The 22,674-nt window shown below is 70.8% G+C and carries 16 protein-coding genes; all 16 read right to left on the reverse strand.

Annotation, left to right across the window (positions count from 1 at the left end):
• Nucleotide 1: 1 nt before the first annotated feature.
• The 16 genes from QWJ13_RS21795 to QWJ13_RS21870 all read right to left on the reverse strand — a co-directional run bounded on the left by QWJ13_RS21795 (nucleotide 2) and on the right by QWJ13_RS21870 (nucleotide 22,636).
• A complete protein-coding gene (locus QWJ13_RS21795) occupies nucleotides 2–1,093 on the reverse strand; it encodes an ABC transporter ATP-binding protein (protein ID WP_316526489.1) in 1,092 nt (363 codons plus the stop codon).
• Nucleotides 1,083–2,135: an ABC transporter ATP-binding protein gene (locus QWJ13_RS21800; RefSeq protein ID WP_316526490.1), complete on the reverse strand. Its 1,053-nt coding sequence runs from the start codon at nucleotides 2,133–2,135 to the stop codon at nucleotides 1,083–1,085. Before QWJ13_RS21800 ends, QWJ13_RS21795 begins: the two co-directional genes overlap by 11 nt.
• 16 nt (nucleotides 2,136–2,151) lie before the next feature.
• On the reverse strand, nucleotides 2,152–3,066 hold the full coding sequence (locus QWJ13_RS21805; protein WP_316526714.1) for an ABC transporter permease: 915 nt from the start codon (nucleotides 3,064–3,066) through the stop codon (nucleotides 2,152–2,154).
• Between the two features lie 76 nt (nucleotides 3,067–3,142).
• A complete protein-coding gene (locus QWJ13_RS21810) occupies nucleotides 3,143–4,069 on the reverse strand; it encodes an ABC transporter permease (protein WP_316526491.1) in 927 nt (308 codons plus the stop codon).
• Nucleotides 4,070–4,180: 111 nt separating this feature from the next.
• On the reverse strand, nucleotides 4,181–5,812 hold the full coding sequence (locus QWJ13_RS21815; RefSeq protein WP_316526492.1) for a peptide ABC transporter substrate-binding protein: 1,632 nt from the start codon (nucleotides 5,810–5,812) through the stop codon (nucleotides 4,181–4,183).
• A 180-nt stretch (nucleotides 5,813–5,992) separates the two neighbouring features.
• The gene (locus QWJ13_RS21820) at nucleotides 5,993–7,009 is read right to left on the reverse strand and encodes an ABC transporter ATP-binding protein (RefSeq protein ID WP_316526493.1); all 1,017 of its coding nucleotides are present in this window, start codon (nucleotides 7,007–7,009) and stop codon (nucleotides 5,993–5,995) included.
• The gene (locus QWJ13_RS21825; protein ID WP_316526494.1) at nucleotides 7,002–8,051 is read right to left on the reverse strand and encodes an ABC transporter ATP-binding protein; all 1,050 of its coding nucleotides are present in this window, start codon (nucleotides 8,049–8,051) and stop codon (nucleotides 7,002–7,004) included. The genes QWJ13_RS21820 and QWJ13_RS21825 overlap by 8 nt, the downstream gene beginning before the upstream one ends.
• Before the next feature lie 19 nt (nucleotides 8,052–8,070).
• A complete protein-coding gene (locus QWJ13_RS21830; protein WP_316526495.1) occupies nucleotides 8,071–9,009 on the reverse strand; it encodes an ABC transporter permease in 939 nt (312 codons plus the stop codon).
• Entirely contained in the window at nucleotides 9,002–9,928 is a 927-nt protein-coding gene (locus QWJ13_RS21835) for an ABC transporter permease (protein WP_316526496.1), read from the reverse strand. The genes QWJ13_RS21830 and QWJ13_RS21835 overlap by 8 nt, the downstream gene beginning before the upstream one ends.
• A 140-nt stretch (nucleotides 9,929–10,068) precedes the next feature.
• A complete protein-coding gene (locus tag QWJ13_RS21840) occupies nucleotides 10,069–11,706 on the reverse strand; it encodes a peptide ABC transporter substrate-binding protein (protein WP_316526497.1) in 1,638 nt (545 codons plus the stop codon).
• Between the two features lie 430 nt (nucleotides 11,707–12,136).
• A complete protein-coding gene (gene typA, locus QWJ13_RS21845; protein ID WP_316526498.1) occupies nucleotides 12,137–14,041 on the reverse strand; it encodes a translational GTPase TypA in 1,905 nt (634 codons plus the stop codon).
• A gap of 222 nt (nucleotides 14,042–14,263) precedes the next feature.
• Nucleotides 14,264–16,114, reverse strand: coding sequence for an ABC transporter family substrate-binding protein (locus tag QWJ13_RS21850; RefSeq protein WP_316526499.1), 1,851 nt, complete (start codon nucleotides 16,112–16,114; stop codon nucleotides 14,264–14,266).
• Between the two features lie 93 nt (nucleotides 16,115–16,207).
• Nucleotides 16,208–18,814, reverse strand: a complete 2,607-nt coding sequence (locus QWJ13_RS21855) for a SpoIIE family protein phosphatase (protein ID WP_432277571.1) — start codon at nucleotides 18,812–18,814, stop codon at nucleotides 16,208–16,210.
• Nucleotides 18,815–19,041: 227 nt separating this feature from the next.
• Nucleotides 19,042–21,801 (reverse strand): SpoIIE family protein phosphatase, encoded by a 2,760-nt coding sequence (locus QWJ13_RS21860; RefSeq protein WP_316526500.1) that lies wholly within the window; start codon nucleotides 21,799–21,801, stop codon nucleotides 19,042–19,044.
• Nucleotides 21,802–21,940: 139 nt separating this feature from the next.
• Nucleotides 21,941–22,426: an NUDIX domain-containing protein gene (locus QWJ13_RS21865; RefSeq protein ID WP_316526502.1), complete on the reverse strand. Its 486-nt coding sequence runs from the start codon at nucleotides 22,424–22,426 to the stop codon at nucleotides 21,941–21,943.
• 18 nt (nucleotides 22,427–22,444) lie between these two features.
• Complete coding sequence (locus tag QWJ13_RS21870) at nucleotides 22,445–22,636, reverse strand: SPOR domain-containing protein (RefSeq protein WP_316526503.1); 192 nt, start codon at nucleotides 22,634–22,636, stop codon at nucleotides 22,445–22,447.
• Nucleotides 22,637–22,674: the final 38 nt, after the last annotated feature.

Below are 22,674 nucleotides of genomic sequence, written 5' to 3' on the forward strand. Positions count from 1 at the left end.
GTCACGACCCCTCGGCCGCCGAGCGCTCCGCCGCGAAGTGACAGGCCGAGTCGTGCCGCGCCGCCCCCTCCAGCCAGGAGGGCGCGGCCAGCAGCGGCACCTCGACCTCGCACCGCTGCTGCGCCTTCCAGCAGCGGGTGCGGAAGCGGCAGCCGGACGGCGGGTTGGCCGGCGAGGGCACGTCGCCGGTGAGCACGATCCGGTCCCGGGTCTCGCGCGCCGTCGGGTCCGGCACCGGCACCGCGGAGAGCAGCGCCTGGGTGTACGGGTGCGTCGCGTGGTCGTAGATCTCGGTGTCCGAGCCGATCTCCACCACCTTCCCCAGGTACATCACCCCGACCCGGTCCGAGATGTGCCGGACGATGGAGAGGTCGTGGGCGATGAACATGTACGAGAGGTTGAACTCGCCCTGCAACTTCTCCAGCAGGTTGATCACCTGCGCCTGCACCGAGACGTCCAGCGCGGAGACCGGCTCGTCGCAGATGATGACCTCCGGCTTGAGCGCCAACCCCCGGGCGATGCCGATGCGTTGGCGCTGGCCGCCGGAGAACTGGTGCGGATAGCGGTTGATGTACTCGGGGTTGAGCCCGACCACGTCCAGCAGGTCCTGCACCGCCTTGCGTCGGTCGCCCTTCGGTGCCACCTCGGGGTGGATCTCGAAGGGCTCACCGATGATGTCGCCGACCGTCATCCGCGGGTTGAGCGAGGTGTACGGGTCCTGGAACACCATCTGGATGTTCCGCCGGACGGCCTTCAGGGCCGACCCGGAGAGCCGGGAGATCTCCTCCCCCTTGTAGCGGACCGACCCCTCGGTGGCCGGCTCCAGGTTCATCAACACCTTGGCCAGCGTGGACTTCCCGCAGCCGGACTCGCCGACGATGCCGAGCGTCTCGCCCTGCATCAGGTCGAAGGAGACCCCGTCGACCGCCTTGACCGCGCCGATATGCCGCTTGAACAGGATGCCCTTGGTGAGCGGGAAGTGCTTGACCAGGTCCCGGACTTCGAGGATCGGCTCGCCGCGTCGCACCTCCTGCGCGAAGGCGACCTCCTCCGGCACCACCGCGCCCAGTGCGCCGGCCCCGTCAACGGTCATGGAGGGTCTCCTTCCAGAAGAAGCAGGCGCTGCCGCGCCCGGCCACCGGCATCCCGTCCTCCTCGGCGACCGGGAACAGCTCCGGCACCTCGGCCCGGCAGACGTCCCGGGCCCGCGGGCAGCGCGGGTTGAAGGCGCAACCCCGGGGGATGCGCAGCAGGTTGGGCGGCAGGCCCTTGATCGCGTAGAGCTCCTGGCCCTTCTGGTCGAGCCGGGGGATCGAGTCCAGCAGCCCCCGGGTGTACGGATGGGCGGGCCGGGCGTACAGCTCGCGGACGGGCGCGGTCTCGACGATCCGGCCCGCGTACATCACCGCGATCTTGTCCGCGACATCGGCGACCACACCGAGGTCGTGGGTGATCAGGATCAGCCCCATGTTGAACTCGGCCTGCAACTCCGCGAGCAGGTCCATCACCTGGGCCTGAACGGTCACATCCAGCGCGGTGGTCGGCTCGTCCGCGATGATCAGGTCCGGTTCCAGGGCCAGCGCCATCGCGATCATGATGCGCTGACGCATACCGCCGGAGAACTGGTGGGGATAGTCGTTCACCCGCTGCCTGGCGGCGGGGATGCGCACCCGCTCCATCAGCTCGACGGCCTTCTCCCGCGCCTCCTTGCGGGTGGCCCCCCGGTGTGACCGGAACATCTCGCCGAGCTGGTAGCCCACGCTGAGCACCGGGTTCAGCGCGGACAGCGCGTCCTGGAAGATCATCGCGATCTTCCGGCCGCGGATCCGCCGCCGCTCCTCCTTGCTCATCGTGAGCATGTCCCGGCCTCGGAAGAGGATCTGGCCGCGCGGGATCCGGGCCGGCGGCATGTCCAGGATGCCCATGATCGCCTGCGCCGTCACCGACTTGCCGGAGCCGGACTCCCCCAGCACCGCCAGCGTCTCCCCCGCCGCGACGGAGTAGTCGACGCCGTTCACGGCCTTGGCGACGCCGTCCCGGGTGACGAACTCGACGTGCAGGTCCCGGACGTCGAGCAGCGGCCCCTGGTACGGTGCCTGCGGCTCGTGCCCGGTACTTCTCAGCGCTGTGCTCACGGTGCGCTCCCCTCGCTCAGCGAAGCTTCGGATCGAGGGCGTCGCGCACTGCGTCGCCCAGCATGATGAAGGCCAGCACGGTGATCGAGAGCGCCGCGGCCGGGAAGAACAGCACGTACGGCGCGGTCCGGATGACCTTCTGGGCCGAGGAGATGTCGATGCCCCAGGAGATGGTCGGGTCCTGAAGGCCGATGCCGAGGAAGCTCAGCGTCGCCTCGGTGGCGATGTAGCCGCCGAGGGCGATGGTCGCCACCACGATCACCGGGGCGATCGCGTTCGGCAGGATGTGCCGGAACATCAGCCGGCCCGTCCCGGCGCCGAGCGCCCGGCCGGCCACCACGTAGTCGGACTGCTTGACGGTGAGCACCGCCCCGCGCATCACCCGGGCGATCTGGGTCCAGCCGAGGACGCCCAGCGCGACGACCACGCTCCACACCGTGCGGGTGGCGAAGGCGTTCAGCAGCACCAGCGCCCCGAGCAGCAGCGGGATGCCGAAGAAGATGTCGGTGATCCGGGAGAGCACCGCGTCGATCCAACCGCCGAAGTAGCCGGCCACCATCCCGGTCAGCCCGCCGAGCACGGTGACGGCGGCGGTCACGAAGATGCCGACGGTGATCGAGGCCCGGGCGCCGTACACCACCCGGGCGAAGATGGACCGGCCCTGGGCGTCGTAGCCGAACCAGCCGGTGCCGAAGACGTCGCCCCAATCCGGCCGCCTGAGGTAGTTGTTCACCAGGTCGGCCTTGCGTGGGTCGGCGGAGGTGAACGCCCAGGGGAAGACCGCCATCACCACCAGCAGCAGGATCAGCACCGCCGAGACCAGGAAGATCGGCCGCCGGCGCAGGTCCCGCCAGGCGTCGCCCCAGAGGCTGCGGGCCTCCTCGCGCTTCTCCACGTCCGGTTCGACTAAAGTGTCCTGCTCGACGGCCATGCCCTGCTCCCCCGCGTAGTCGAGGTGTGAGACTCCCGGCTTGGGGTGCGGCTCGTACGATTCCTCGTCGTGGATGTCAGGCATAGCGGATCCTCGGGTCCAGGACCGCGTAGAGCAGGTCGACGAGCAGGCTGGCGACCAGGTAGACGATCACCAGGACGGTCACGATGCCGACCACGGTGGGGCCCTCCTTCTGGTTGATCGCCCGGTACAGGACGTTGCCGATGCCCTGCACGTTGAAGATGCCCTCGGTGACGATCGCCCCGCCCATCAGCGCGCCGAGGTCGGTGCCGAGGAAGGTCACCACCGGGATCAGCGAGTTGCGCAGCAGGTGGCGGGAGATGATGGTCCGCCGGGGCAGGCCCTTGGCGACCGCGGTGCGGATGTAGTCGGCCCGCAGGTTCTCGCCGATCGAGGTCCGGGTGAGCCGGGCGACGTAGGCGAGCGAGAGTGAGCCCAACACGATGGCGGGCAGCACCAGCTGGGTCAGGTCGTAGCTGTCCTGCACGGTCGGGGTGACCCAGCCCAGATTGGTGGCGAACACCGTCTGCGCGATGTAGGCCAGCACGAAGACCGGGATCGAGATCACCACCAGGGTCAGGATGAGCACCAGGGTGTCCGCGACGCTGCCGCGCCGCAGGCCGGAGAGCACGCCCAGGGCCAGGCCCGCGATCATCTCGAAGACGAAGGCCAGCAGGGCGAGCCGGATGGTGACCGGGAAGGCGTCCGCCATGATGTCGGTGACCGGTCGGCCGGTGAAGCTGGTGCCGAAGTCCCCCTGGAAGAGGTTCCCCATGTAGTGCAGGTACTGCTTCCAGATCGGCTGGTCCAGGTAGTACTCGTGCTTGATGCTGGCGACCACGGCCGGGTCGGCGGCCTTCTCGCCGAACAGCGCCGCCACCGGGTCGCCCGGCAGCGTGTAGACCATCAGGAAGATCAGCAGCGTGGCGCCGAAGAAGACCGGGATCATCTGTAGCACCCGCCGCAGCACGTAACTGCCCATCCGAGCCTCCTTCCTAGGTGTCCGACTGGGTGTCCGGCCGGGTTCCCGGCCGTCAGACCGCGCCCCGCCCTCCGTGCGGGGAGGGCGGGGCCGGCACGAGCGTCCGGAGGCTCAGCCCTTGACCTCGACCTGGGTCCAGGCCGGGTTTCCGAAGGAGTCGAACTTCACGTTCTGCACCCTGTTCGAGTAGCCCGAGTTGGTGCGGTAGTACCAGAGCGGGATGGCGGGCATCCCGCTCGGCAGCACCCCCTCGGCCTGCTGGTAGCCGGTCACCGTGTCGGCGACGCTGCCGGCCTCGTCGGCCTTGGTGGCGGCCTCGTCGAACTGCGGGCTGCTGTAGCCGGTGTCGTTGGACGCGGCGCCGGTGCGGTAGACCTCGGCCAGGAAGTTGGCGTTCAGCGGGTAGTCCTGCACCCAGCCGGTGCGGAAGGCGCCGTTGAGCTGGTGCCCGGTGATCGCCGCCCGCGCGGTCTTGAAGTCGGGCTTCGGGTCGCCCAGGCAGTCGACCCCGGTGTTCTGCCGGATCGAGTTGCAGACCGCGTCGACCCACTCCTTGTGGCCGCCGTCCGCGTTGTAGGTGACCAGCAGCTTGTTGCCGGGGACGCCGCCGCCCTCCTGGATCAGCTGCTTGGCCTTCGCCGGGTCGAACTTGCAGAAGTCGCCGCAGGTGCCGTCCTTGTAGCCCTGGACGCCCTCGGCCACCCAGGCGGTGGCGGGCTTGCGGGAGCCCTGGAGCACCGTCTTGGTGATGGTGTCGCGGTCGATCGCCATCGACAGCCCCTGGCGCACCTTCGCCTTGTCCGGCGAGGACCAGTCGCCCTGGTAGAGCGTGAAGCCGATGTTCTGGATGGCGCCCTGCGGCTCGTCCACCGCGCGGTCGCCGAGGTCGCTCTTGTACGTGGCCAGCGCGGACGGCGGCACCAGGTCCATCACGTCCAGGTTGTTGGACTGGAGGTCGGCGTAGGCGGCCTCGGACGTGGTGTACATCTTGAAGACGATGCCGCCGTTCTTCGGCTTGTCCACGCCTTGGTAGTCCGGGAACGCCTTGGTGACGACATTGCTGTTGTGCGCCCAGCTGACGAACGCGTACGGGCCGTTGCCCACCGGCTTCTGCCCGTACCCGGCCGGGTCCTGGTAGAAGCCGTCGGGCAGCGGCGAGAAGGCGATGTAGCCGAGCTTGTATTCGAAGTACGAGACCCGGTGGGCCAGTTTGACGGTGAAGTGCAGGTCGTCGGTGACGGTCAGCCCGGACATCTTCTCCGTGGTCGGCGAGCCGGAGGCCGGGTGGACGTCCTGGTAGCCCTCGATGTCGGCGAACCAGGAGCTGTTGATCTGGTTGTTCGCCGGGTTGGCGCCCCAGTTCCAGGCGTCGACGAAGTTGTGGGCGTGCACCGGGGTGCCGTCGTGGAACTTCCAGCCGTCCTTCAGGGTGATGTCGAAGGTCTGCGAGTCAGTGGTGTCGATCTTGTCGGCGACCTGCATCCGGATCTTGGCGTCGCTCGGGTCGTAGTCGACCAGGCCCTTGAAGAGGTTCTGGATGATGCGGCCGCCGCCGACCTCGTTCGCGTTGGCGGGCTGGAGCGGGTTCTGCGGCTCGTTGCTCTGGTAGCTGAAGGTCTTGCCGGCGTCCGACGAACTGCTGCTGCTGCCTCCTCCTCCACCACCGCCGCCGCATCCGGTGGCCACCAGGACCACGGACGTCGCGGCGGCGAGGACCCAACGGACGCGGGCGGCTACGGGCATGGAGGTCCCTCCTCAGGGTGTGGTTCGCATCACACCCCATGAGAAGCGCGGCCCGGCGACGGCGCGAGTCAGGTGCACCCGGACGGGTGCGCCGACCCCCCGCCGAGTTGACGCGGCGCCGGAACGCCGGAAGGGCCCGCGGCGCGAACGCCACGGGCCCTTCCTGGGACGAACGGGGGATCAGGCCGCGGCCTGCTCCCGGACCTCCGGGAAGTGGCAGGCCGTCTCGTGCGCGGCCGGGCCCTCCAGCACCGAGGGCACCGCGAGCAGCGGGACCTCCGTGGAGCACCGCTCCTCCGCCTTCCAGCAGCGGGTGCGGAAGCGGCAGCCGGACGGCGGGTTGGCCGGCGAGGGGATGTCCCCGGTCAGGATGATCCGCTCGCGGGTCTCGCGCGCCGTCGGGTCCGGCACCGGCACCGCGGAGAGCAGCGCCTGAGTGTACGGGTGGGTGGCGTTCTCGTAGATCTCCTCGTCCGAGCCGATCTCGACCATCTTGCCCAGGTACATCACGCCGACCCGGTCGGAGATGTGCCGGACGATGGAGAGGTCGTGGGCGATGAACATGTAGGAGAGGCCGAACTCGCCCTGGAGCTGCTCCAGCAGGTTGATCACCTGCGCCTGGACGGACACGTCCAGCGCGGAGACCGGCTCGTCACAGATGATGATCTCCGGCTTGAGCGCCAGACCGCGGGCGATGCCGATGCGCTGGCGCTGGCCGCCGGAGAACTGGTGCGGGTACCGGTTGATGTACTCCGGGTTCAGACCCACGACGTCCAGCAGGTCCTGGACGGCCTTGCGGCGGTCGCCCTTGGGCGCCACCTCGGGGTGGATCTCGAACGGCTCGCCGATGATGTCGCCGACCGTCATGCGCGGGTTGAGCGAGGTGTACGGGTCCTGGAACACCATCTGGATGTTGCGGCGGACGGCCTTGAGGGCCGCACCCTGCAGCGTGGAGATGTCCTCGCCCTTGAACAGCACCTGGCCGGAGGTGGCGCGCTCCAGGTTCATCAGCACCTTGGCCAGCGTGGACTTGCCACAGCCGGACTCACCGACGATGCCGAGGGTCTCGCCCTTCTTCAGCTCGAAGGAGATGCCGTCGACGGCCTTGACCGCGCCGACCTGCTTCTTGAAGAGGATCCCCTGGGTCAGCGGGTAGTGCTTGTGGAGGTCCTTGACCTCCAGGATGTTCTCAGCCATGGAGGGTCTCCTTCCAGAAGTGGCACGCGCTGCGACGGCCGGTGAGCTCCTTGCCGTCCTTGTCCGTCACGTGGTGCAGCGCCGGGATCTCGGAGCGGCACAGGTCGGTGGCGGCATCGCAGCGGGGGTTGAACGCGCAGCCGGCCGGAACCTTCAGCAGGTTCGGGGGCAGGCCCTTGATCGCGTACAGCTCCTGGCCCTTCTGGTCCAGGCGCGGGATGGAGCGGAGCAGGCCCTTGGTGTACGGGTGCGCGGGGTTCGCGTACAGCTCGTGCACCGGGGCGGTCTCCACGATCCGGCCCGCGTACATCACGGCGATCTTGTCCGCGACGTCGGCGACCACGCCGAGGTCGTGGGTGATCAGGATCAGGCCCATGTTGTACTCGGCCTGGAGCTCGGCGAGCAGGTCCATCACCTGGGCCTGGACGGTCACGTCCAGGGCGGTGGTGGGCTCGTCCGCGATGATCAGGTCGGGCTGGAGCGACAGCGCCATGGCGATCATGATGCGCTGACGCATGCCGCCGGAGAACTGGTGCGGGAAGTCGTTCACCCGCTGCCGGGCGGCGGGGATGCGCACCCGGTCCATCAGCTCGATGGCCTTCTCCTTCGCCTCCTTCTTGGAGGCGCCCTGGTGCACACGGAACATCTCGCCGAGCTGGAAGCCGACGCTGAGCACGGGGTTCAGCGCGGAGAGCGCGTCCTGGAAGATCATCGCGATCTTCCGGCCGCGGATCTGCCGCCGCTCCTCGCCGCTCATCTTGAGCATGTCCTTGCCGCGGTACAGGATCTCGCCCTGGGTCACCTTGCCCGGCGGCATGTCCAGGATGCCCATGATGGTCTGCGCCGTCACGGACTTGCCGGAGCCGGACTCGCCGAGCACGGCGAGCGTCTCGCCGGCCGCGACGGAGTAGTTGACGCCGTTCACGGCCTTGGCGATCCCGTCCCGGGTGTGGAACTCCACGTGGAGGTCCTTCACCTCCAGGAGAGGGGTGCCAACTTCGAGACGTTCGTTCTTCTGGTTGTTCTCGATCACGGTGGTCATCGGGTCGTCACCTCTTCTCTCAGCGGAGCTTCGGGTCGAGGGCGTCGCGCACCGCGTCGCCGAGCATGATGAAGGCCAGCACGGTAAGGCTGAGCATTCCGGCCGGGAAGAACAGGGCGTACGGAGCCGTACGGATCACCTTCTGGGCCGAGTTGATGTCGATGCCCCAGGAGATGGTCGGGTCCTGGAGACCGATGCCGAGGAAGCTCAGCGTCGCCTCGGTGGCGATGTAGCCGCCGAGCGCGATGGTGGCGACGACGATCACCGGGGCGATCGCGTTCGGCAGGATGTGCTTGAACATGATCCGGGTGGTGCCGGCGCCGAGCGCCTTGGCCGCGGTCACGAAGTCGGCCTGCTTGACCGTGATCACCGAGCCGCGCATGACACGGGTCATCTGGGTCCAGCCCAGGGAGACCAGCGCGAAGACCACGCTCCAGATCGTGCGCGAGGTGAAGGCGTTGAGGATCACCAGCGAGCCGAGCAGCAGCGGGACGCCGAAGAAGACGTCGGTGACCCGGGAGATGATCGTGTCGATCCAGCCGCCGAAGTAGCCGGCGGCCATACCGGCGATGCCGCCGAGGATGGTCACGCCCAGGGTGACGCAGATGCCGACCACGACCGAGGCGCGGGCGCCGTAGATGACGCGGGCGTAGATGCTGCGGCCCTGGAGGTCGTAACCGAACCAGTCCGCCTGGAACAGGTGGCCGTAGTTCGGCTTCGTCAGGTAGTGGTTGCGCAGGTCGCCGGCCCGCGGGTCCACCGAGGTGAACAGCCCCGGCGCGACCGCGATGATGACCAGCAGCAGGATGAGCAGCGCGGAGATCACGAAGATCGGCTTGCGACGCAGGTCGTGCCAGGCGTCGGAGCCCAGGCTGCGGGCCTTCTCCGGCTTCGCGGCCGCGGCGGCGGCCTGGGCCGGGATCTCCTCGGCCGTCTTCTTCTCGGTCAGGTCAGGCATAACGGATCCTCGGGTCCAGGACCGCGTAAAGCAGGTCGACGATCAGTCCGGCGGCCAGGTACACGACCACCAGGAAGACCACGAAGCCGGAGACCGTCGAGCCTTCCTTCAGGTTGATCGCGTGGTAGAGCGCGTTACCGACGCCCTTGACGTTGAAGATGCCCTCGGTGACGATCGCGCCGCCCATCAGGGAGCCGAGGTCGGTGCCGAGGAAGGTGACCACCGGGATCAGCGAGTTGCGCAGCAGGTGGGTGCCGATGACCTTGCGCTGCGGCAGGCCCTTGGCCACCGCGGTGCGCACGTAGTCGGCCTTGATGTTCTCGGCTATGGAGGTACGGGTGAGACGCGCCACGAACGCCAGCGACACCGAACCGAGCACCAGGGCCGGCAGCACCAGCTGGGTGATGTCGTTGGAGTCCTGGACGGTCGGCGTGACCCAGTGCAGGTTGTCCGCGAAGGTCGTCTGGAAGATGAAGCCGAGCACCGGGATCGGGATCGAGATCAGCAGCAGGGTGAAGATCAGGGCGCTCTTGTCGAACACCTTGCCTCGGCGCAGGCCGGCGAACAGGCCGATGCCGATGCCCAGCACGATCTCGATGGCGAACGCGAACAGCGCGAGCCGGATGGTGACCGGCAGCGCCTCGGTGATCACGTCGAGGACCGGTCGGTTGGCCAGGGTGGTGCCGAAGTCCCCGGTGAACAGGCCCCCCATGTAATCGAGGTACTGCTGCCACATCGGCTGGTCGAGACCCATCTGGTGCTTCAGGGCGGCAACCTGGGCCGGGTCCGGCGCCTTGTCACCCCACATCGCGGCCACCGGGTCACCCGGCAGCGCGTGCACCATCACAAAGATGAGCAAGGTCGTTCCGAAGAAGACCGGGATCATCTGGAGCAGTCGCCTCGCGACAAAGCGCCCCATCGTGCCTCCATGTATGGCTCTGCCGGGCCCGTCAACCCGGCAAGAGATAAGTCGGCGTGCCAACGGCCGGTGCCAGTCCTCGCCCTTGTGGGGATGGACGGGCACCGGCCGTTGTCACCAGGTCAGGCGGTGCCGACCGATTACTTCTGCTTGACCTCGACGTCGGTGAAGACCGGGTCGCCGAAGGAGTCGAACTTCACGTTCTGGACGTTCTTGGAGTAGCCGGAGCTGGTCTTGTAGTACCAGAGCGGGATGGTCGGCATGTCCTTGGCCAGCTGGAGCTCGGCCTGCTGGTACAGCTCGGCGGTCTTCTCGACCGAGGTGGCGGCGTCCGCCTCCTTGGCGAGCTTGTCGAACTCCGGGCTGGAGTACTTGCTGTCGTTCGACGAGGCGCCGGTGCCGTAGACGTCACGCAGGAAGTTGGCGTTCAGCGGGTAGTCCTGCACCCAGGCCGTACGCATCAGGCTCTGGACCTGCTTGTTGGTGATGACGTCACGCACGGTCTTGAAGTCCGGCTTCGGGTCACCGGTGCACTCGACGTTGACCGCCTGGCGGATGGAGTTGCAGACCGCGTCCACCCACTCCTTGTGGCTGCCGTCGGAGTTGTAGATGATGCTGACCTTGCCGCCGGGGACGCCGCCGCCCTCGGTGATGAGCTGCTTGGCCTTGGCCGGGTCGTACTTGCAGAACTCGCCGCAGGTGCCGGCCTTGTAGCCCATGACGCCGGGGGCGACCCACGAGTCGGCGGGGATGCGGTTGCCGTTGAGCACGGTCTTGGTGATGGTGTCGCGGTCGATCGCCATCGACAGGCCCTGACGGACCTTCTCCTTGCCCGGGGTGTTCCAGTCACCCTGGTACAGCGCGAAGCCGATGTTCTGGATGGCACCCTGCGCCTGGTCGATGGCGCGCTTGCCCAGGTCGTCCTTGTACTTCGGCAGGTCGGTCGAGTCGACCTGGTCCAGGACGTCCAGGGTGTCGGACATCAGGTCCTTGTACGCGGCCTCACCGGAGCTGTAGTTCCGGAAGATGATGCCGCCGTTCTTCGGCTTGTCGCTGCCCGCGTACTTGTCGTACGCCTGGACGGTGATGGCCTTGTTGTGCTCCCACGAGACGAACTTGTAGGGGCCGTTGCCGACCGGCTTCTGGCCGTAGCCGGCCGGGTCGGCGAAGAAGCCCTCGGGCAGCGGGGAGAAGGCGGCGTAGCCGAGCTTGTACGAGAAGTACGAGACCGGGGCGTTCAGCTCGATGGTGAAGTGCGTGTCGTCGACGATCTTCAGACCGGACATCTCGGTGGCCGTCGGGTCGCCCGTCTCCGGGTGGACCGCCTCGTAGCCGACGATGTCGGAGAACCAGGAGGAGTTGATCTGGTTGTTCTTGACGTTGGCCGACCAGTTCCAGGCCTTCACGAAGGAAGCGGCGGTGACCGGGGTGCCGTCGTGGAACGTCCAGCCGGACTTCAGCGTGACGGTGTAGTTCTTGGCGTCGGTGGTCTCGATCTTGTCGGCCACCTGGTTGCGCAGCGCGCCGGTCGCCGGGTCGTAGTCGACGAGGCCCTTGAAGAGCTCCTTGACGATACGGCCGCCGAGCGTCTCGTTGGCGTTGGCCGGCTGGAGCGGGCGCTGCGGCTCACCGCTCTGGTAGCTGAAGCTGGCCCCGGCGTTGACGGCACCGTTGTCGGAGCTGCCCCCGGAGGAGTCGGTGCTGCTGCTGCACGCAGTCGCAGCGAGGGCGACAGCAACAGCTGCGACAACCCACTTGGCCTGGCTCGCACCGCGCATCGGTGTGCCTCCTGAATTCGACGTTGCAACGAGGAGGGCATGGCGGAACGGTTGTCACCGGGTCCGCTGTGCCTCCGCGCTCGTGGTTTCGGCGCGCACCCCTGCGCGTTCACCCTTGACCCGAGCCTGACTGCACCCACTATCCGTCACGCACGGACACGAAAGTGACCAGTGACGATCTCAATTAGGTCACATGAACAGTCGGTAAGTTTCGAAAACCGGACATTTGAGACATAGCCAGACAGGCACCAAACGGACAGTCCTTGCGGATGACGAACTGTCATGTCCGCTCAGCGAACACCCTGATGTGATGAGCGCTATTCCGTGAATAGCGGCCCCGACAACTTGGAGTAGTTGAAAAAGTTCGCCCCCCTCTCCACAGGAAAGGGGGGCGAATCATTCCGGCCAATGGCCGTTCAGTGCGTCCGGATCACGCCTTCTTGGCGCGCGAGGAGGCGCGGCCGCGGTCCTTCTGGTCGAGAACGACCTTACGGATGCGAACCGTCTCCGGGGTCACCTCGATGCACTCGTCCTCGCGGCAGAACTCCAGCGACTGCTCCAGCGAGAGCTTGCGCGGCGGGACGATCGACTCGGCCACATCAGCGTTCGAGGAACGCATGTTGGTGAGCTTCTTCTCCTTGGTGATGTTGACGTCCATGTCGTCGGCGCGCGAGTTCTCGCCGACGATCATGCCCTCGTACACCTCGGTGCCCGGCTCGCAGAAGAGCACGCCGCGCTCCTGGAGGTTGGTCATCGCGAAGGCGGTGACCACACCGGAGCGGTCGGCGACCAGCGAGCCGTTGTTGCGGGTGGTCAGGTTGCCGAACCACGGCTCGTGGCCCTCGTGGATCGAGTGGGCGATGCCGGTGCCGCGGGTGTTGGTGAGGAACTCCGTGCGGAAGCCGATCAGACCGCGGGACGGGACGACGAACTCCATCCGGACCCAGCCCGAGCCGTGGTTGGACATGTTGTCCATCCGGCCCTTGCGGATGCCCATGAGCTGGGTGACGGCACCCATGTGCTCCTCGGGCACGTCCACCGTGAGGCGCTCGACCGGCTCGTGGGTCTTGCCGTTGACCTCCTTGGTGACGACCTGCGGCTTGCCGACGGTCAGCTCGAAGCCCTCGCGGCGCATGGTCTCGATCAGGATGGCCAGCGCCAGCTCACCGCGGCCCTGCACCTCCCAGGCGTCCGGGCGCTCGGTGTCCAGGACGCGCAGCGAGACGTTACCGATCAGCTCGCGGTCCAGGCGGTCCTTCACCTGGCGGGCGGTGACCTTGCGGTCCACCTTGCCGGCCGCCTTGGCGTCCGCGCCCTTGCCGGAGCCACCGCGGCCGACGAGCGGCGAGGTGTTGGTGCCGATGGTCATCGAGATGGCCGGCTCGTCCACCGTGATCAGCGGCAGCGCGATCGGGTTCTCCGGGTCGGCCAGGGTCTCGCCGATCATGATGTCGCCGATGCCGGCGACGGCGCAGATGTCACCGGGGCCGGCCACCTCGGCCGGCTTGCGGGTGAGCGCCTCGGTCATCAGCAGCTCGGAGATGCGGACGTTCGAGATGCTGCCGTCGCGCTTGATCCAGGCCACGGTCTGGCCCTTGCGCAGCTCGCCCTGCTCGACGCGGAGCAGCGCGATGCGGCCGAGGAAGTTGTCGGCGTCCAGGTTGGTGACGTGGGCCTGGAGCGGGGCGTCCTCGTCGTAGCTCGGGGCCGGGACGTGCTCCAGCAGGGTGGAGAAGAACGGCTCCAGGTTGGTGCTGTCGGCCGGGACGGTGCCGTTCTCCGGCTTGGTCAGCGAGGCGACGCCGTCACGGGCGCAGGCGTAGACGATCGGGAACTCGATCTGGTCCTCGTCCGCGTCCAGGTCGAGGAACAGGTCGTAGGTCTCGTTGATGACCTCGTCGATCCGGGAGTCCGGACGGTCGGTCTTGTTGATGCAGAGGATGACGGGAAGGCGGGCCGACAGCGCCTTGCGGAGCACGAAGCGGGTCTGCGGCAGCGGACCCTCGGAGGCGTCGACCAGCAGGACGACCGCGTCCACCATCGACAGACCGCGCTCGACCTCGCCACCGAAGTCGGCGTGGCCCGGGGTGTCGATGATGTTGATGGTGATCGGCGCGCCACCATCCTTGGGGTGGTACTTGACGGCGGTGTTCTTCGCGAGAATGGTGATGCCCTTCTCGCGCTCCAGGTCGTTGGAGTCCATCATCCGGTCGTCGAGGTGCTGGTGGGCGGCGAAGGCGCCGGCCTGCTTCAGCATGGCGTCGACCAGCGTGGTCTTGCCGTGGTCAACGTGGGCGACGATGGCGACGTTACGGATGTCGTTGCGCGTGGGCATGCCTAGCGGATTCTCCCGGAATCGTGGGTTGCGGCGCCCGGCTGCGTGACGCGCACTTGCGATCCCTTTCGATCGCCGCCGCCCGTTCCGCCTGCTACTACCGGTCCACCCGCCGGGCACATGGCCATGCCTCGGCTTCCTCCTATCGTACGGGGAAGCGCCCAGGTGGGCGGAAACGAGCAGGTCGGGCGGGATCAAGATCACAGCCGGGTCACACACTCTTCACCCGACATCCGCGCTCCCGCCCCCTTCCGTTCGTGATCCGACGACCGGGCCCCAGGGCGTGTCCTGACCGCTCCAGCCCACGTCCTGGAAGCGCGGCCAGCCGAAGCCGTACGCGCCCGCGCCGACCACCCCGGCCCGGACGCCGACCAGCTCCGGCCGCTGGTAGAGCGGCACCGAGTGCCCGAGCTGCCAGATCCGCACGTCCGCCTCCTGGAGCAGGTCCAGCCGGGCCGCCGGGTCCAGCTCGGCGGCCGCCCGGTCGAACAGCCGGTCGATCTCCTCGGTGCCGCTGCGGCCGAAGTTGCCGCCCGGCTCCGGCGCGCCGTCGGCGTCCGGCCGGGGCTTGGCGTACGCGGGCCGCAGCTCGCTCGCCGGGCTGGGGCCGGCCGGCCAGGAGAACAGGGCCAGGTCGTAGTCCCCGGCCGCCAGGTGCTCCCCGACGAAGGACTCGGCGGGCGCGGCCACCTGCTGCACCGCGACCCCGGCATCCGCCAGGCCCGCGGTGAGCGCGTCGGCGGTGCGCTTGGCGGTGGCCGAGCCGGCCGGGACGAGCAGGGAGAGGGCGAGCGGCGTGCCGCCCTTGGCCCGGGTGCCCCCGCCGGCGGGCCGCATCCAGCCAGCCTCGTCCAGCAGCCTGGCCGGGTCCGCCGGGCCGGCCGCCTCGCTGTTGTCCCGGTAGCCCTCCTGGTCGCCCGCGAGCAGGTGGCTGCCCAGCGGTGCGGCGGGCAGGCCGAGCGGGGTGAGCGCCGCGTCGGCGATGCGGCGGCGGTCGACGGCCCGGATGAGGGCGCGGCGCACCAGCGGGTCGGTCAGCGGGCCGCGGGCGGCGTTCAGGGTGAGCTGGGTGAGCGAGGCCGCGGCGGCCCGGTGCACGGTGATCCCGGGAAGCGACTCGGCCCGCTTCAGCGCCGTCGCCGCCGCCTCGGGCGCCGCCTCCGGCACGGCCGCGGGCGGCGGGGCCTCCGCCGGTGCGGACGCGGTGGGCACCGGAGCCGCCCGGTCCACCGCCGCGGTGAGCGGGGCGACGTCCAGCCGCTCCTGGTCCAGCGCGTCCAGCCGCTGCTCGGGCGGCACGGCGAGGAAGTCGATCCGCTCGGCCTTCGCCGGCTCGCCCCACCAGAGCGGATTGCGCACCAGGGTGACCGTGCCGCCCTCGGCGTCGTACCCGGAGAGCGCGTACGGCCCGGCGCTCGGCCGGCCCGCGTCGGTCAGCGCCTGCTCGAAGGCGGCCGGGGTGGCCGTCTCGGCGGCCGGGTAGAGCGGCCCGAACAGCGAGCGCCACTCGGCGTACGGCCGCCGGAAGGCCACCTTGACCTCCTGCGGGTCGGCGCCCTGGGTGACCGACTCGATGGCGTCGTACCCGGCCGGGCGGGTGCCCTGGCCGGCCAGGGCGGCCCGCTGCGCGTCGAGGTCGGCGGCCGAGAGCGGGGTGCCGTCGCTCCACACGGCGTGCGGGTTGAGCCGGTAGGTGACCACCTGCGGCTGCTGCCCCGGCGGGGTGGACTCGGCGTCCTCCAGGTAGTCCGGGTCGGGGACGAGCCGGCCGTGCTCGTCGGGCCGGAACAGCGAGGGGTACAGCGCGTGGGCGAGCAGCGCCGAGTCGGCGCTCGCCGCGCCCTGGTAGACGTTCAGCGTGGCCGGGACGCCGTCCAGCGCCCAGCGCAGCGTGCCGCCGTCCCGGACGGCGGCACGGTCGGCGGGCCGGACGTCCCCGGTGCCGACCGTGGGATCGGCCGGAACCGGCACGGCGGCGGGAGTACGGGCGGGGCCCTGGTCGTCGGAGCAGCCGCCGAGGGCGGCGGAGAGCAGCAGCGCGGCGGCTGCGGCGGAGAGCTGGCGGACGCGCATGGCGGCCATCGAACGCCGCCCGGGGCCCCGGCCCCGCCCCGACACGGCGGGCCGCCGGGCGACTGCACCCGTCCGGCCCACCGCCTCGAAGGACTACAGCGCCAGCTCGAACCAGACGATCTTGCCCTTCGGGGTGCGCCGACTGCCCCAGCGCTCGGCCAGCAGGCTGACCAGCTGGAGGCCGCGGCCGCCCTCGTCGGTCTCCTGGGCGCGCCGCTGGCGGGGCTGCGCGTAGCCGTCGTCCCAGACCTCGCAGACCAGGCTGCGCTCGCGCAGCAGCCGCAGCCGGATCTCGCCCCGGCCGTGCTTGAGCGCGTTGGTGACCAGCTCGCTGACCAGCAGCTCGGTGGTGTCGACGAGCTCCTCCAGACCCCGGGAGAGCAGCCAGCTACAGGCCAGTTCGCGGGCCTTGGCCACCGAGGTGGGCTCGGGCGGCAGGAACCAGTTGCCGACGGCGTCCTCGGGGAAGGCGTGCACCTTGGCCATCAGCAGGGCGATGTCGTCCTCGCCGTGGTGCGGGTTGAGCTCGCCGAGCACGTGGTCGCAGAGGTCCTCCAGGCCCTTGCCGTCGCCGGAGAGCGCGGAGCGGAAGGCCCGCAGGCCCTCGTCCAGCTGGTGCTTGCGGCTCTCCACCAGGCCGTCGGTGTAGAGGGCGAGCACGGCGCCGTCCGGGAGGGTCAGCTCGACCTCCTCGAAGGGCTCCCCGCCGACGCCGAGCGGCAGGCCGGGCGGCACGTCGAGCATCCGGGCGCTCTCGCCGGGGCTGAGCAGGACGGGCGGCAGGTGGCCGGCGTTGGCGAAGACGCAGCGGCGGGTGACGGCGTCGTAGACCGCGTAGACGCAGGTGGCCAGGTAGACCTCGCGGGCCTCCTCGTCGGCGGTCGAGGTGAGCCGCCCGTACGGGGCGGTGGGCGGGCCGGCCGGCGCCGGGTCGCCGCCGAGGCCGCGGGCGATCTCGTCGAGGGCGGTGAGCACCTCGGCGGGGTCGAGGTCGAGCATCGCCAGGGTGCGCACGGCGGTGCGCAGCTGGCCCATCGCGACGGCGGCGCGCAGGCCGCGGCCCATCACGTCGCCGATGACCAGCGCGGTGCGGTTGCCGGGCAGCGGGATGACGTCGAACCAGTCGCCGCCGACCTCGGTGTTGTTGTTGCTGGGCAGGTAGCGGCAGGCGATCTCCAGGCCGCTGGCGGCCGGGTTGCCCGGGGGCAGCAGGCTGCGCTGGAGGATCAGCGCGCGCTCGTGCTCGCGCCGGTAGAGCCGGGCGTTGTCGATGCAGACGGCGGCGCGGGCGACGAGTTCCTCGGCGATCGCGACGTCGCGGGCGTCGAAGGGCTCGCTGCCGATCGCCCGGGAGAGCTGGACGAGGCCGAGCACCTGGTCGCGGGCGACCAGCGGGACGATCAGGGTGGAGCGCAGCAGCGGGTCCGGCCCCGGCTCGGGGATGACGCTGCGGCCGGTGCGCAGCGCCCGGGCGTGCGGGGAGCGGCGCGGGTAGCAGAGGGTGCCGCCGGCCTCGGCGATCGGCAGGCCGGTGACCGAGCCGAGCACCGAGGAGGCGCCGCCGACCACGCTGGAGACGGCGACCCGGCGCAGTTCGCCGCTGCCGTCGGTGAGCACGGTGTCGCCGAGCCGGCCGGCGCTGGGCACCGTCTCGCCGGAGAGCAGCGCGGTGTAGAGGTCGACGGTGGCGAGGTCGCAGAACGGCGGGACGACGACGTCCAGCAGTTCCTTGGCGGTGGTCTCCAGGTCGAGCGTGGAGCCGATGTGGGCGCTGGCCTCGTTGAGCAGGGCCAGGTTGCGGCGCACCCCGTCGGCCTCGCGTTCGGCGACGTGCCGGCTGGTGACGTCGGAGACCTGCCCGGCCACGCCCATGGTCTGCCCGGCGGAGCCGCTCAGCCGGTACAGCGAGACGGCCCAGAGCCGGTTGCCCTCGCGGGTCGGGACGGCGCCGTGGAAGCGCAGGTCGAAGACGGGCTCGCCGGTGGCCAGGACCTTGCGCAGGGCGGCGGCGAGCCGGTCCGCCTCGGACGGCGGGAAGATGTCGTGCGGGGTGAGGCCCTCCAGGTCGGTGGGGGCCAGGCCCATGCCGGAGGCGAAGGCGTCGTTGACCCGCTGGAGCCGCAGCCGGTCGTCGAACAGCACGAAGCCGGTGGGCGTCTGTCCGAAGACGGCCTCGGAGGCGGCCAGGTCGGTCTCGATCCGGCGCAGCCGCCCGAGGTCGACGGCCAGGCAGGTGGCACCGGCGGTGGGCAGCGAACTGTCCGGCATCAGGTAGAGCTCGGCGAGGCCCTCGCCGCCGGCGGCGTCCCGGTACGGGGTGGTACCGACCCACTCCTCGCCCGCCAGGGTGCGCTCCAGCCGGGACCGGCCGCGCCGCCAGAGCTCGCGGGGCACGAAGGTGGTGATCGGGTCGGCGCCGACGGCGTCGGCGGCCGGGATGCCGAAGAAGTCGGCGGCGCGCTCGCTCCACTGGCTGATCCGGCCGTCGGGGCCGATCGCGAAGGTGGCGACCCGGATGTAGTCGTAGATCGTGCCGGGGTCGCCGCCGCTCCACGCCCGCTCCTCGGCGGCGACGGGGTGGTGGTGGCTGCGGCTCGCGGCGCCGCCGTCCCGTACGGGCAGGTGCGCGGAACCGGCCTGCCCGGGCACGGCGGCATGACCGCTGCTGCTCGGCGCTCTCCGCGCCGGAGTGCTGTTCAACGGACCGACCCCTCCAACCCGCGACCGTCCGGATGTCGAGAAGACCGAGTATTCATCATCAAGGGGTGCGTTCACACGCCCTCAACATCACAACATCAGATCGGGCGAAGGTTTTTGTCCTATCGCCCGCGCAACCACAATGCCACGCTCGCGCCCCCTGCCGGGGCGCGCGCTCCCCTTGAGCGCCTGTCAGCATGTGCGGTCCGCTCTCCTGGTCCTCGACTTGATCACGATCCGTCGGGCTCATTACCCGGCAGCGCCTGCTCGAACCAGACGACCTTGCCGATGCCCTCGGCCCGGGCGCCCCAGCGCAGCGCCAGCCGGTGGACCAGTTCCAGACCGCGCCCGCCCTCGTCGGCCTCGGCCGCGTGCCGCTCCCGGGGCGGGTCGGGCAGCGGGTCGGAGATCTCCACCAGCAGCGTCTCACCGAGCGTCAGCCGGACCCCGATCGGGGCGCTGGCGTACCGGACGGCGTTCGTGACCAGCTCGCTGACCAGCAGTTCGGCGGTGTCGGTGAGCTCCTCGACGCCCCACTCGACGAGCGCGCCGCGGACCAGCCGGCGGGCCCGGGAGACGGCGGTGGGCTCGGCCGGCAGGGTCCAGCCCGCCGTCGGGGTGTCGGCCTGGCCGTGGCCGAGCCGGGCCAGCAGCAGCGCGACGTCGTCCGGCTCCCGGCCCTGCTCCATGGTGTCCAGCACCGCCTCGCAGGCGGCCTGGATGGAGGCGTGCGGCCCCTGGAGCACGCTGACCAGCCGGCCGAGGCCGACGTCCAGGTCCTTGTCCCGGGACTCGACCAGGCCGTCGGTGCACAGCGCCAGCAGGCTGCCCTCCGGGATCTTCAGTTCGACCGATTCGAACGGGACGCCGCCCACGCCGAGCGGGGCGCCGGAGGGCAGGTCGAGGATCCGGCCGGCGCCGCCGGGCAGCGGGCCGCCCTCGTGGGTGGGCTCCGCGGCCGACGCGCCCGGCACCACCAGCACCGGCGGAATGTGCCCGGCCTTGGCGACGGTGAGCCGGGCCGTCGCCGGGTCGAACACCGCGTAGACGCAGGTGGCCAGCAGCGCCTCGTCCGGCCCCTGGGCGAGGTCGTCGGCCAGCTCGTGGACGTGCCGCAGCAGGACGTCCGGCGGCAGGTCGAGGGCGGCCAGCACCCGGACGGCGGTGCGCAGCCGTCCCATCGTGGCGGCGGCCCGCAGGCCGTGGCCCATCACGTCGCCGACCACCAGCGCGGTGCGGTCGCCGGGCAGCGGGATGACGTCGAACCAGTCGCCGCCGACCTCGGTGCCGCTGCTGCCGGGCACGTACCGGTAGGCGACCTCGACGCCGGTGGGCTGCGGGACCTGCTGCGGGAGCAGGGTGCGCTGGAGGGTGAGCGCGGCGGTGCGCTCGCGGGCGTAGAGGCGGGCGTTGTCCAGCGAGCTGCCGGCCCGGTCGGCCAGCTCGACGGTGAAGGCCACGTCGTCCCGGTCGAAGCCCTCGCGGTAGCCGGCCCGGCTGACCAGCAGCAGGCCGATCACGATGCCGCGGGCGCGCAGCGGCACCGCCAGCAGCGAGTGCACGCCGAGGTCCCGGGCGGCCTGCGCCTTCGGGTCGCCGGGGTAGGTGACGTCGTCCAGCTGGTCGGCGCCGGAGATCAGCTCGGGCACGCCGGTGCGCAGCACCCGGCCGCAGACGGAGTCCTCGGCGAAGGTGATCCGGGCGCCGCGGCGCAGCAGCACGTCCACCTCGGGGCCGTCCTGGACGGAGGCGGTGCCGAGCTGGAGCAGCGAGGTCCGCCGGTCGTGGCCGTGCCGGGGCAGGTCGTCACCGTGCGCGACGGCCTGGAGCAGGATCACCGCCGAGTGGTCGCTCAGCCGGGGGACGACCGAGCCGGCCAGCTCCTGGGCGATCCGGGAGGCGTCCAGCAGGTCACCGACCCGGGAGCCGAACTCGTTGAGCAGCGAGAGCCGGCGCCGGGCGTGCTCGACCTTGGCGACGGCCCGGTAACGCTCCGTCACGTCCATGACGGTGCCGGAGATGCCGAGCACCCGACCGGAGCGGTCGGTCATCCGGCTGTAGGAGATCGAGCGGTAGCCGGCCCGGGTGGTGACCGGGGAGGCCAGGGTGACGTCGATGACCGGCTCGCCGGTGGCCAGCACCTGGCGCTGGATGGCGGTGATCTCGTCGGCGGCCCGCTCCGGCAGGGTCTCGCCGGTGGTGCGGCCGACGTGGTCCTCCAGGGCGACGCCGTTCATCTCGGCGAGGGTCTGGTTGACGGCGGTGTAGCGCAGGTCGGTGTCCATGATGGCGATGCCCAGCGGGGACTGTTCGAACAGCGCGTCGCGCACCGCGAGGTCCCGCTCGACGGCCCGGACGGCGGCCGCCTCGGCCATGTTGACCTGGAGGAACGGGGTGCCGTCGCCGTCCACCAGGAGGGAGATCCGGGCGTCCACCGAGACGGGTGCGCCGTTCCGGTCGACCAGTTCGGCGAGGCCGGCCCAGCGGCCCTGCCGCAGGGTGGCCTGGATCGCGGCCCGGATCCGGGCGACCTGCGCCGGGTCGGGGAGCAGCTCGTCGATCCGGCGGCCGACCAGCAGCTCGTTGGGCCAGCCGAGCAGTTCCTCGGCGGCCGGGCTCCAGAGCACCACCCGGCCCGAGGTGTCCAGGATCGCGATGGCGACCTTCAACAGGTCCAGCAGGCTGCCTTCGGCGGGCGGCGTGCCGGGGCCCCGCGGGGTGTCGGCGGGGCCGCCGGGGAACGGCCTCCCGGGGCGGGAGCGCAGACCGGCCCGGGCGCCGGCCTCGGCGCGACGGCCCGCTTCGGAGCGCGGGGCGGCTTCGGAGCGGGGGGCGGCTTCGGAGCGGGGGCCCGGCTCGGCGGCCGCCGGGGTCGGCGCCGGCTGGGGGGCGGCCGGACGGGCGGCGCGGCGCAGTCGGGCGCGAGCGGCGGCGCTCCCGGTGGAGCCTGCCCGCCGCTCTCCACCGGCGCCGTTCCCGGTACTCGACACCGACGGGGCCTCCGGCTCTGGTCGGGATCGGCGTCGCCGGCTGGGGGCGGCTCACCGATGGTGACGAATGGTCCCGAAAAGTGACATACCCAGCGATGTCCAGGCTATCCCGGCCCCCAGGTCGTCTTGTCTGATTGACCTACTTGGCGGACGGCGCGTCGCCCATCGGCGGTGCGCCCTCAGAGGCCGCCGGGCCCGCCCCGGCGAGCAGCCTGGCGACGTGCGGCAGCACCTCACGGTCGTGGTCGATCCAGTCCACGTCGTCCAGCTCGTCCGGGCCCAGCCAGCGCAGCGCGTCGTGGTCCTCCAGCGCGCGCGGCTCACCGGCCAGCAACTCCGCGGCCCAGAAGCGCAACTCCAAGCCGGGGCGCACGGCCCATGCGCCCGGCAGCCGGGTCAGCGCGCGCGCCCGTACGCCGAGCTCCTCCAACAGCTCCCGCTCCAACGCCTGCGCCTCGGTCTCGCCGGGCTCGGCCTTCCCGCCGGGGAACTCCCAGCGCCCGGCCACCGACTCGGGCGCGCTGCGCCGGGCGGCCAGCACCCGGCCGCGGCGGACCAGGGCGCCGCCGACGACGATCCGGGGAGCGGCGGGTTCGGGGGCGGCGGCGGTGTGGGTGGCGTCCATGGGCCCGACCCTACGGGCTCAGGCGTTGCGGACCGTCCCGTCCGGCAGTTCCGGCCGCTCCGTCCCGTCCGGTTCCGCCCAGTAGAGCTGCTTGTGGCCGCGGGCCTCGAACTCGGCGGCCAACCGTCGGGCCTCGGCCGGATCGAGGCCCTTGGCGACCAGGAAGCGGTTGCCGTTGTCGTCCTGCCGCATCAGCCGGTAGGTGCCCATGGCGGGAGGGTATCCGGCAGACCCCGGGCCCGCCGTAC

This window comes from Kitasatospora brasiliensis, from assembly GCF_032654805.1.
Taxonomy (GTDB): Bacteria; Actinomycetota; Actinomycetes; order Streptomycetales; family Streptomycetaceae; genus Kitasatospora; species Kitasatospora brasiliensis.